The organism is Nocardioides sp., assembly GCF_030655615.1.
Classification (GTDB): Bacteria; Actinomycetota; Actinomycetes; order Propionibacteriales; family Nocardioidaceae; genus Nocardioides.
The window spans coordinates 1-11293 of record NZ_JAURVJ010000216.1; the positions used below are offsets into that span (position 1 = coordinate 1).

At 72.4% G+C, this 11293-nt stretch carries 11 protein-coding genes; all 11 read right to left on the minus strand.

What is annotated here, in order from left to right:
• A partial coding sequence (coaBC, locus tag Q7T52_RS18985; protein ID WP_304805118.1) for a bifunctional phosphopantothenoylcysteine decarboxylase/phosphopantothenate--cysteine ligase CoaBC occupies window positions 1-716 on the minus strand: 716 nt, incomplete at its 3' end.
• Between the two features lie 93 nt (window positions 717-809).
• A complete protein-coding gene (gene rpoZ, locus Q7T52_RS18990) occupies window positions 810-1139 on the minus strand; it encodes a DNA-directed RNA polymerase subunit omega (protein WP_304805119.1) in 330 nt (109 codons plus the stop codon).
• Window positions 1140-1223: 84 nt separating this feature from the next.
• A complete protein-coding gene (gene gmk / locus Q7T52_RS18995; protein WP_304805120.1) occupies window positions 1224-1820 on the minus strand; it encodes a guanylate kinase in 597 nt (198 codons plus the stop codon).
• Complete coding sequence (gene mihF, locus Q7T52_RS19000) at window positions 1817-2140, minus strand: integration host factor, actinobacterial type (RefSeq protein ID WP_304805121.1); 324 nt, start codon at window positions 2138-2140, stop codon at window positions 1817-1819. The genes gmk and mihF overlap by 4 nt, the downstream gene beginning before the upstream one ends.
• Before the next feature lie 120 nt (window positions 2141-2260).
• Window positions 2261-2737 carry a hypothetical protein gene (locus Q7T52_RS19005; protein WP_304805122.1) on the minus strand — a complete coding sequence of 159 codons (477 nt, stop codon included), beginning with the start codon at window positions 2735-2737 and terminating at the stop codon, window positions 2261-2263.
• Complete coding sequence (gene pyrF / locus Q7T52_RS19010) at window positions 2734-3558, minus strand: orotidine-5'-phosphate decarboxylase (protein ID WP_304805123.1); 825 nt, start codon at window positions 3556-3558, stop codon at window positions 2734-2736. The genes Q7T52_RS19005 and pyrF overlap by 4 nt, the downstream gene beginning before the upstream one ends.
• Window positions 3558-4733, minus strand: a complete 1176-nt coding sequence (locus Q7T52_RS19015) for an alpha-hydroxy-acid oxidizing protein (RefSeq protein ID WP_304805124.1) — start codon at window positions 4731-4733, stop codon at window positions 3558-3560. The genes pyrF and Q7T52_RS19015 overlap by 1 nt, the downstream gene beginning before the upstream one ends.
• 97 nt (window positions 4734-4830) lie before the next feature.
• Window positions 4831-5856 carry a quinone-dependent dihydroorotate dehydrogenase gene (locus tag Q7T52_RS19020; protein WP_304805125.1) on the minus strand — a complete coding sequence of 342 codons (1026 nt, stop codon included), beginning with the start codon at window positions 5854-5856 and terminating at the stop codon, window positions 4831-4833.
• Window positions 5853-9167 (minus strand): carbamoyl-phosphate synthase large subunit, encoded by a 3315-nt coding sequence (gene carB / locus Q7T52_RS19025; RefSeq protein ID WP_304805126.1) that lies wholly within the window; start codon window positions 9165-9167, stop codon window positions 5853-5855. The genes Q7T52_RS19020 and carB overlap by 4 nt, the downstream gene beginning before the upstream one ends.
• Entirely contained in the window at window positions 9167-10375 is a 1209-nt protein-coding gene (carA, locus tag Q7T52_RS19030; RefSeq protein WP_304805127.1) for a glutamine-hydrolyzing carbamoyl-phosphate synthase small subunit, read from the minus strand. Before carA ends, carB begins: the two co-directional genes overlap by 1 nt.
• 64 nt (window positions 10376-10439) lie before the next feature.
• The coding region (locus tag Q7T52_RS19035; protein ID WP_304805128.1) for an ATP-dependent helicase C-terminal domain-containing protein at window positions 10440-11293 on the minus strand (854 nt) is incomplete at its 5' end.

Here is an 11293-nt window from a genome sequence, read left to right on the forward strand (position 1 = left end):
ACACCGGCCGGCAGCGGGACCTCGACGTGGGCGGCGACGAGAGTCACCTGCGCGCCGCGGGCCGCAGCGGCACCGGCCAGGGCGACGCCCTGACGCCCGGACGAACGGTTGCCGAGGTAGCGGACGGGGTCCAGGGGCTCGCGGGTGCCGCCGGCGGAGACGACGACGTGACGACCGACGAGGTCGGGCGTCGCGCTGCCGCGGGCCAGCACGTCGAGGCAGACCTCGAACAGCTCGGCGGGCTCGGGGAGCCGCCCCTTGCCGGTGTCGGCGCCGGTGAGCCGGCCCTCGGCGGGCTCGATGACCAGGACGCCGCGCGAGCGCAGCGTCTCGACGTTGGCGCGGGTCGCCGCGTGCTCCCACATCTCGGTGTGCATCGCGGGGGCCAGGACGACGGGACAGCGCGCGGTGAGCAGGGTGTTGGTGAGCAGGTCGTCGGCGAGACCGTGGGCCGCCTTGGCCAGGAGGTCGGCGGTCGCCGGGGCGACCACGACGAGGTCGGCGGTCTGGCCGATGCGCACGTGGGGCACCTGGTGGACGTCGCTCCACACGTCGGTGTGGACGGGCTTGCCCGACAGGGCTGCCCACGTGGGCGCACCGACGAACTCGAGTGCGGAGGCGGTGGGTACGACGGTCACGTCGTGACCCGACTCGGTCAGGCGGCGCAGCAGCTCGCAGGCCTTGTAGGCCGCGATGCCGCCGGCGACGCCCAGCACGACCCGGGGTCGGGCGGTGACAGCACCAGGCCGCGACCCCGTGGGGGTCGCGGCCTCGGATGCGTCGGTGGTGCTCAGCGAGTCACTCGCAGGTCACTGCTGCTGGTAGCCGGCGTCGGCGGCCGCGGCCTGGGCAGCGGCCTCCTCGGCGGCGAGCTCGGCCGGGTCGACGTCGGTGCAGGTCAGCTTGTCCTCGCCGATCTCGCGCAGCGCGATCGAGAGGGGCTTCTCCTGGACGTGGGTGTCCACGAGGGGGCCGACGTACTCGAGCAGGCCCTCGCCGAGCTGCGAGTAGTAGGCGTTGATCTGGCGGGCGCGCTTGGCGCTGTAGAGCACCAGCTTGTACTTGCTGTCGGTCTTGGTCAGCAGGTCGTCAATCGACGGGTTGGTGACGCCGACGGCTTCGATGTTGGGCGCAGACACGCGTGAGCCTCACTCAAGGTGGTGGATGTGCTCGGAACGGATGGAGCGGCGCCTGGACGTCGACCTGGGGTGCTGGTGGAGAGGTCACACGTGGCGCTCGGGACCGAGCACCATCAACTCTACCAACTCGTCGGCTGCAGCATGAACTTCGTGGTTGACGATGGTGACGTCGAACTCGGGTTCGGCGGCCAGCTCGGCCCGCGCGGTCTCGAGGCGTCGGGCCCGTTCCTCGTCGTCCTCGGTGCCGCGACCGACCAGCCGGCGGACCAGCTCGTCCCACGACGGGGGCTTGAGGAACACGAAGACGGCCCCCGGCATCGTCTCGCGCACCTGGCGCGCTCCCTGCAGGTCGATCTCGAGCATCGAGGGGCGACCGGCGGCCAGCGAGGCCTCGACCGGGGCCCGCGGGGTGCCGTAGCGGGCTCGCTGGTGCACGACGGCCCACTCGAGCAGGGCGTCGTCGGCGACGAGCTGGTCGAACGCGGCGTCGTCGACGAAGTGGTAGTGGACGCCGTCGACCTCGCCCGGGCGCGGGCGGCGGGTCGTGGCCGACACCGAGATCCAGACGTCGGGGTGGCGTTCGCGCACGGCGGCGGCGACGGTGCCCTTGCCGACGGCCGTCGGGCCGGCGAGGACGACGAGCCTCGTGGGAGCGGGAGGACCAGCCGGGGCGGCGGTCACGGGGCGTCGGGCGCGAACTCGCGCTCGATCGCGGCGATCTGCTTGGTGCCGAGGCCGCGCACCCGGCGCGACTCGGCGATCCCGAGCCGCTCCATGACCTGGCGGGCCCGCACCTTGCCGAGACCGGGCATCGACTGGAGCAGGTCGACGACCCGCATCTTGCCGATGACCTCGTTGGACTGGCCCTCGTTGACGACGTCGATGATGGACGCCCCCGAGTTCTTGAGCCGGTTCTTGACCTCGGCCCGCTCGCGTCGTGAGGCGGCGGCCTTGTCGAGCGCGGCCTGGCGCTGTTCGGGAGTCAACGGGGGCAATGCCACGTGCGATGCGTCCTTTGTGGTCCGGTCGTGCGGCGGGGAGGGAGTCCGCTAGCGGGTCACAGTAGCGAGGTCACTCCGCGTGCGGCAATGCGGCGGCGAAACCCGCGCCGATTGGCGTTTTCAGAGACTGAGCTCGGTCTTGCAGACGTCGCGGGACTGCTGCTGGACGTTCTCCAGCGCCTCGCGGACGGCCTCGGTGGCCACGCTCCCGGCGGCGAGCGCGATCGCCTCCTGCTCGTCGGGCGTGACCCCGTCGGGCGGGTCCACGGGGTCGTACGTCGCCGGGTCGGCCCCGGCGGCCTCGAGCGCGTCGGCGAGGCTGCCGAGCCGCTGGACGATGACGGACCAGTCGTCGGCGATGTCGTCGGGGGCCGCCTCCTCGAGCCGCTCGAACGTCGGCAGCGCCGGCAGCAGTCCGGACGACCCGCCGTCGTCGTCGAGGACCTGCGACAGCCCGGGCTTCTCCTCCTCGACCACCGCGCAGTAGGAGTCGAAGGGGTCAGCGTCCTCCCCGCAGCCGGCCAGGACCAGGGGGGCCAGGAGCACCGGCAGCACCAGCGCGCCACGGAGCCGGCGGGCGACCGTCGACGAGGTCACCGCAGGCCGCGCAGGTCGTCGTTGGCCCGTCGTACGGCGTCACGCATCGCGTCGTGGTCGGGTCCGGCGCGCAGCACCTCGCGCGACGAGCTCGCCACGACCTGGCCGGCTGCGGTGCCGAAGATGCGGCGGATGTCGGCGGTGGTGCCGCCCTGGGCGCCGAAGCCGGGCGCGAGGATCGGTCCGTTGAAGGAGAGGTCGGACTCGGTCTCCCCGATCGTCGCCCCGACGACGGCCCCGAAGGAGCCGAGCGGCTCGGCGCCCGCGTTGAGGGCGCGCAGGTGGTCGAGGACGCGGTCGGCGACCGTCTCGCCGGTGTCGGTGCGGGCGTGCTGCACCTCGGGGCCCTCCTTGTTGGAGGTCAGGGCCAGCACGAAGACGCCGGCGTCGTGCCGGCGCGCGGTGTCGACGAACGGGTCGAGCGAGCCGAAGCCGAGGAACGGGCTGACGGTGACGGCGTCCGAGGCCAGCGAGCTCGTGGGGTCGAGGTAGGCGTCGGCGTAGGCCTGCGAGGTGGAGCCGATGTCGCCGCGCTTGACGTCCATCAGGACCAGCGCGCCGGCGGCCCGCGACGCGGCGACGACCCGCTCGAGCACCGCGACCCCGCGGGAACCGAACCGCTCGTAGAACGCCGACTGCGGCTTGACCACCGAGCACAGCGGCGCGACGGCCTCGACGACCGACATCGCGAACGTCTCGAGGCCGGCCACGTCGTCGTCGAGCCCCCACTCCTGCAGGAGCGCGGCGTGCGGGTCGATGCCGACGCAGAACGGTCCGCGCTCGGCGAGGGCGCCGACCAGACGGGTACCGAAACTTGGCATCAGGACCTCGGGCGCTGGTCGACCAGCGCGTCTCGCGTCAGGTCGGCGAGGGTGGGGTAGCCGTCGACGCCCATGATCAGGTCGGCCTCGGCCAGCAGCGACTTGAGGACGTGGACCGCACCGGGCACGCCGCCCAGGGCCAGGCCGTAGACGTAGGGCCGGCCGACGGCGACGGCGCTGGCGCCGAGCGCGATCGCCTTGACGACGTCGGCGCCGGTGCGGACGCCGGAGTCGAAGACCACCGGGGCACCGGTGCCGGTCGTCTCGACTGCGTCGACGACGTCGGGCAGCCAGTCGAGCGCTGCTCCCCCGCCGTCGGCCTGGCGGCCGCCGTGGTTGGAGCAGTAGATGCCGTCGACGCCCTCGTCGATCGCGCGGCGGGCGTCGTCGGGGTGGCAGATGCCCTTGAGCACGATCGGCAGCGTCGTGAGCGACCGCAGCCACGGCAGGTCGTCCCACGTGAGCGGGTTGCCGAAGGTGCCGACCCAGGTGAAGACGAGGGTGCCGAGGTCGGGGTCGGGCCCGGTCATCTCCTGGAACACCGGGTCGGAGGTGTAGTTGGCCAGCGCCTTGCCCCGCAGCTGCGGGAAGTTGCCGCTGGCCAGGTCGCGCGGACGCCAGCCGGGCACCCACGTGTCGAGGGTGATGACGATGGCGTCGTAGCCGGCGGCCTCGGCGCGCGCGACGAGGCTCGCGGCGAGCTCACGGTTCTTGGGCGTGTAGAGCTGGAACCACTTCGGGGTGTCACCGGTGGCGGCGGCGACGTCCTCGAGCGGGTCGCTCATCAGCGTCGACCCGATCAGCGGTACGCCGGTCGCGGCCGACACCTCCGCCGCGTGGACGTCGCCGTGCTGGTCGGGGGTGCACAGCCCGACGACGCCGACCGGCGCCATGAGCAACGGGCTGGCCAGGGTCTTGCCGAACAGCTCGACCGACAGGTCGCGCTCGGCGTGGGCGTTGAGCATCCGGGGCACCAGCGCCCAGTGCTCGAACGCCTCGGCGTTGGCCCGCTGCGTCGACTCGGTGCCGCTGCCCCCGGCGACGTAGGTGCGCAGCTCGGGCGGCAGCGCCGCGAGGGCGTTGGCCTCGAGCTCGCCGTAGGTGAAGGGGTGCGCCGGCAGGTTGCCGCCGAGCGCGCCGAGGTAGAGGTCGATCTGGTAGTCGCCGAACGTCACCGCGCCACCTCCGAGCCTGCGAGGGAGTGGGTCCGGCGGGGAGGTTGAGCAGCCGCGCGAGCGACGGAGGAGCTCGCGACCGGCTTGTCGAAACCCATCAGTCCAGTCCTTTCACGATGCGGCGCGGCCAGGTCGGCCCGCCGTAGACGAACGCCGTGTAGGCCTGCAGCAGGTCGGCGCCCGCCCCCAGCCTCTCCCGGGCGTCGGCGGCGGTCGAGATGCCCCCCACCCCGACGAGCGTGAGGTCGGGTCCGACCCGGCCACGCAGCAGGCGCAGCACCTCGGTCGAGCGGGCGGCGAGGGGTGCGCCCGACAGCCCTCCGGCGCCGGCGCCGGTGACCTCGTCGGGGCTGCTTCGCAGGCCGTCGCGGCTGATCGTGGTGTTGGTGGCGACGATGCCGTCGAGCCCGATCTCGACCGCGAGGTCGGCGACGGCTAGGACGTCGTCGTCGGTGAGGTCGGGGGCGATCTTGACCAGCAGCGGGACCCGGGTGACCGACCCGCCGTCGGCGACTCGGCGCACGTGGCTCAGCAGGGGGCCGAGCCGCTCCACGGCCTGCAGGGTGCGCAGCCCGGGCGTGTTGGGCGAGCTGACGTTGACGACGAGGTAGTCGGCGTGGGGCGCGAGCAGCCGGGTGCTGAGGCCGTAGTCGGCCAGGACCGCGGCGTCGTCGTCCTCGGGCACGACCTTGGTCTTGCCGATGTTGATGCCGAGGACCGGGCCGTCGGGACGCCGTCCGCGGGCGGCCAGCCGATCGGCCACGGCCTGGGCGCCGTCGTTGTTGAAGCCCATCCGGTTGACGACGGCCCGGTCGGCGACGAGCCGGAACAGCCGGGGCTGGGGGTTGCCGGGCTGGGCCTGTCCGGTGACGGTGCCGACCTCGACGTGCCCGAAGCCCAGCGCCCCCAGCGCGTCGATGCCGACGGCGTTCTTGTCGAAGCCCGCGGCCAGGCCGAGCGCGTGCGGGAAGGTCAGGCCCATCGCCACGACCGGGTCGCCCTGGGGGCGGAAGCGCCCGAGCCGCGGCGCGACCGTGCGGATCGCGGCGAAGCCAAGGTGGTGGGCCCGCTCGGCGTCGACGCGCCGGAACCCGTGCTCGAAGACCCGGTCGTAGAGGGTCACGCCTGGCTCGACCTCAGTCTCGCCCAGTCCTGGAGCGAGCGGACGCCGATGTCGCCGCGACGCATGGCCTCGATCCCCTGCACGGCCGCACCCAGTCCCTGCACGGTGGTGATGCAGGGGACGTTGGCCATGACGGCGGCGGTGCGGATCTCGTAGCCGTCGAGGCGCACGTTGCCGCCGGTGCCGGCGCCGTAGGGCGTGTTGACGATGAGGTCGATCTCGCCGTCGTGGATGAGCTGGACGGTCGTCTTCTCGCCCTTGGGTCCGGGTCCCTCGTGCTGCTTGCGCACGACCGAGCAGGGCACGCCGTTGCGGCGCAGCACCTCGGCCGTGCCCTGGGTGGCGAGGATCTCGAAGCCCATGTCCGCGAGCACCTTGACCGGGAAGATCATCGAGCGCTTGTCGCGGTTGGCCATCGAGACGAAGACCGAGCCGGTGGTGGGCAGCGGGCCGAACGCGGCCGCCTGCGACTTGCTGAACGCGGTGCCGAAGTCGCGGTCGAGGCCCATGACCTCGCCGGTCGACTTCATCTCGGGACCGAGCACCGTGTCGACCTGCTGGCCGTCGGGGGTCCGGAACCGGTTGAACGGCATCACGGCCTCCTTGACCGCGATCGGCTGGTCGGGCGGCAGCGCTCCCCCGTCGCCGGTCGCGGGCAGCAGACCGGCCGCGCGCAGGTCGGCGATCGACTCGCCGAGCATCACCCGGGCGGCCGCCTTGGCCAGCGGCGTCGCGGTCGCCTTGGAGACGAACGGCACCGTGCGCGAGGCCCGCGGGTTGGCCTCGAGGACGTAGAGGATGTCGGAGCCCAGCGCGAACTGGATGTTGAGCAGGCCGCGTACGCCGACGCCACGGGCGATCGCCTCGGTCGCCTCGCGGATGCGGTCGACCTCGCGGGCGCCGAGCGTGATCGGCGGCAGCGCGCAGGAGGAGTCGCCGGAGTGGATGCCGGCCTCCTCGATGTGCTCCATCACGCCGCCGAGGAAGAGGTCCTCGCCGTCGAAGATGGCGTCGACGTCGACCTCGACGGCATCGTCGACGAAGCGGTCGACGAGCACGGGCGCGTCGCGGCTGATGAGGCCGGCGGCGACGTACTTGTCGAGGTAGGTGCGCAGCGTGTCGTCGCCGTAGACGATGACCATGCCCCGCCCGCCCAGGACGTAGGACGGCCGCACCAGCACCGGGTAGCCGATCTCGGCCGCGATCTTCTGCGCCTCGACGAAGGACGTCGCGGTGCCGTGCTGGGGGGCGACGAGCCCGGCCTCGGCCAGGACCCGGCCGAACGAGCCGCGGTCCTCGGCCAGGTCGATGGCGTCGGGCGAGGTGCCGACGATCGTGACGCCGTTGGCGGCGAGGCCCTGCGCGAGCCCGAGCGGGGTCTGGCCGCCGAGCTGGCAGATGACGCCCGCGATCGGGCCGGCCTGGCTCTCGGCGTGGACGATCTCGAGGACGTCCTCGAGGGTGAGCGGCTCGAAGTAGAGCCGGTCGGAGGTGTCGTAGTCGGTCGACACGGTCTCGGGGTTGCAGTTGACCATCACGGTCTCGTAGCCGGCCTCGGACAGCGCCATCGAGGCGTGGACGCAGGAGTAGTCGAACTCGATGCCCTGCCCGATCCGGTTGGGCCCCGAGCCCAGGATGATCACCGCTGCCCGCTCACGAGGCGCGACCTCGGTCTCCTCGTCGTAGGACGAGTAGTGGTAGGGCGTCTGGGCGGCGAACTCGGCCGCGCAGGTGTCGACGGTCTTGTAGACCGGCCGGATGCCGAGGGCGTGGCGGACGCCGCGCACGACGTCGGGCGTCATCCCGCGGATCTTGCCGATCTGGGCGTCGGAGAAGCCGTGCCGCTTGGCGGTGCGCAGGATCTGGGGCGTGAGCTCGGGGGCGGCGGTCATCTCGACCGCGACCTCGTTGATGAGCAGCAGCTGGTCGACGAACCAGGGGTCGATCTTGGTGGCGTCGAAGACCTCCTGCGGCGTGGCCCCGGCACGCAGCGTGTCCATGACCTTCTTGAGCCGGCCGTCGTGGGGCACGGCGATCTCGGCCAGGAGGGCGTCCTTGTCGAGGTCGACCCACTCCTGGGTCCAGTCGAACGGCGCGTCGGCGGACTCGAGGCTGCGCAAGGCCTTCTGCAGCGCCTCGGTGAAGTTGCGGCCGATGGCCATGGCCTCGCCGACCGACTTCATGTGGGTGGTGAGGACCGGGTCGGCGCCGGGGAACTTCTCGAACGCGAACCGCGGGACCTTGACCACGACGTAGTCGAGCGTGGGCTCGAAGCTCGCCGGGGTCTCCTTGGTGATGTCGTTGGTGATCTCGTCGAGCGTGTAGCCGATCGCGACCTTGGCGGCGATCTTGGCGATCGGGAAGCCCGTGGCCTTGCTCGCCAGGGCCGAGGACCGCGAGACCCGCGGGTTCATCTCGATGACGATGACCCGGCCGTCGGCCGGGTTGACGGCGTACTGGATGTTGCAGCCGCCGGTGTCGACGCCGACCTCACGGATGATGCCGATGGCCAGGTCGCGCAGGTGCTGGTACTCCCGGTCGGTCAGCGTCATGGCCGGCGCGACGGTGATGGAGTCGCCGGTGTGGACGCCCATCGGGTCGACGTTCTCGATCGAGCAGACGATGACGACGTTGTCGGCCTTGTCGCGCATCACCTCGAGCTCGTACTCCTTCCACCCGATGATCGACTCCTCGATCAGCACCTCGGTGGTGGGGCTCGCGGCCAGGCCGGCGCCGGCGATGCGCGCCAGGTCGCCCTTGCTGTAGGCGATGCCGGAGCCGGTGCCGCCCATGGTGAACGAGGGGCGTACGACGGCGGGGTAGCCGAGCTCGGCCACGGCGGCCTCGCAGTCGGCGAGGGTGTGGCAGACGCGGCTCCGCGCGCTCTCGCCGCCGACCTTGGCGACGATGGCGTTGAAGAGCTCGCGGTTCTCGCCGCGGTGGATCGCGTCGAAGCTGGCGCCGATCATCTCGACGTCGTACTTCTCGAGGACGCCGTTCTCGTGGAGCGCGATCGCCGCGTTGAGCGCCGTCTGGCCGCCCAGGGTCGGCAGCAGGGCGTCGGGGCGCTCCTTGGCGATGACCATCTCGACGTATTCGGGCGTGATCGGTTCGACGTAGGTGGCGTCGGCGAACTCCGGGTCGGTCATGATCGTGGCCGGGTTGGAGTTGACCAGGATGACCCGGATCCCCTCCTCCTTGAGGACGCGGCAGGCCTGGGTGCCGGAGTAGTCGAACTCGCAGGCCTGGCCGATGACGATCGGGCCGGACCCGATCACCAGCACGGACTTGAGGTCGGTGCGCTTCGGCATCAGAGGGCTCCTTGCTCTCGAGACGCATCGGTCGGCTCGCTCGCAGGCTCGCGGTCCGAGCCGTCGCTCCTCAACCTCCTCGGTTCGACCTCGTCCATCAGGGTGACGAACCGGTCGAAGAGGTAGGCCGCGTCGTGCGGACCGGCAGCGGCTTCGGGGTGGTACTGCACCGAGAAGCCGGTGAGAGCACCGCTCTCGTTGTGCAGCTCGAGACCCTCGACGACGTCGTCGTTGAGGCAGACGTGGCTGACCGTGGCCTGGCCGTAGGGCGTGGTCGTGGTCCCCTCGAGGGGGGCGTCGACGGCGAACCCGTGGTTGTGGGCGGTCACCTCGACCTTGCCCGTCGTCCGGTCCATGACCGGCTGGTTGATGCCGCGGTGGCCGTACTTCAGCTTGTAGGTGCCGAACCCGAGGGCCCGGCCGAAGAGCTGGTTGCCGAAGCAGATGCCGAAGTAGGGCAGCCCCTCGGCGAGCGCGCCCTGCAGGACCTCGACCTGGTGGGTCGTCGCGGCCGGGTCACCAGGGCCGTTGGAGTAGAAGAGGCCGTCGGGTCGGATCGCGGTGATCTCGTCGAGCGTCGCGGTGGCGGGGACGACGTGGACCTCGATGCCGCGCTCGGCCATCCGGTGCGGCGTCATCGTCTTGATGCCGAGGTCGAGGGCCACCACGGTGAACCTCTTCTCCCCGATCGCCGGGACGACGTAGGTCGACGGCGTCGAGACCTCGCTGGCGAGCTCGGCGCCGGCCATCTCGCCGGAGGCCTGCACCCGTTCGAGGAGCGCAGCCGGGTCGGCCTCGGTCGAGGAGATGCCGACGCGCATCGCGCCGCGCTCGCGCAGGTGGCGGGTGAGCGCGCGGGTGTCGATGCCGGAGATGCCGACGACCCCCTGGCTGCGCAGGTCGTCGTCGAGCGTGCGGACCGACCGCCAGCTCGACGGGACGCGCGCGGGGTCGCGGACGACGTAGCCGGCCACCCAGATGCGCGACGACTCGGGGTCGTCGTCGTTGACGCCGGTGTTGCCGACGTGGGGAGAGGTCATCACCACCACCTGACGGTGGTAGGACGGGTCGGTCAGCGTCTCCTGGTAGCCGGTCATGCCGGTGTTGAAGACGGCTTCGCCGAAGGTCTCACCCTCGGCGCCGTAGCTGTCGCCACGGAAGGTGCGACCGTCCTCGAGGACCAGGATCGCGGGGGCATGCAGAGGCACGCTGTTTCTCCTTCTCCGCCTCACGGGACGGATCGTTAAAGGATGTCGAGCAGGGCCGACCTTATCAGCGCGGGCGGCGCGCGGGGCCCCTGGACGGCGGGGTGGACAGCGGGTCGTCGGGCCAGGCGTGCTTGGGGTATCGGCCGCGCAGGTCGGCACGCACGGCGGCGTAGCCGGTGGCCCAGAACGACGTCAGGTCGGCGGTGACCGCGGCCGGCCGGCGGGCCGGGGAGAGCAGGTGGAGCAGCACCGGGACACGCCCGTCGGCGAGGCGGGGCGTGGCCGGCCACCCGAAGACCTCCTGGAGGCGTACGGCGAGCACGGGCTGCTCCGGCTCGTAGTCGACGCGCACCGACGAGCCGCTGGGGACGGTGATGCGCTCGGGGGCCAGCTCGTCGAGCCGTGCGGCCTCGGGCCAGGGCAGCAGCCGGCGCAGGGCCTGGGTGACGTCGAGGCGGCGCGGGTCCGTCCCGTCGAGCCATTCGGCGGCCCGGTCCAGCAGGGCGTCGTCGGCGACGTCGGGCCAGGGGGCGCCGAGGGTGCGGTGGAGGAAGTCGAGGCGTCGGCGCAGGGCGGTGGCACCCTCGGTCCAGCGCAGCACGCCGAGGCCGTCGCGGCGGAGCCCCTCGGCGACGGCAGCGGCCACGGCGGTGGGGTCGGGCCGGCCGACCGGTGTCGACGCGAGCTCGATGGCGCCGAGCCGGGTGACCCGGCGGGCCGTGATGCGGCCGTTGCCCCAGGTCACCACGTCCGCCTCGTGCCACAGCGCGGCCGCCGCCTCCAGCGCGGTGGCCTCGTCGATCGGCGACGCGGCCCGGATCGTGGCGTCGCGCTGGCCGGGGCGGCGGTCGGCGTCGGCAACGGCCAGCCACGCGGTGCCGGCGAGGGCGGAGCCCTTCTGGAGGACGGCTCCGGTGC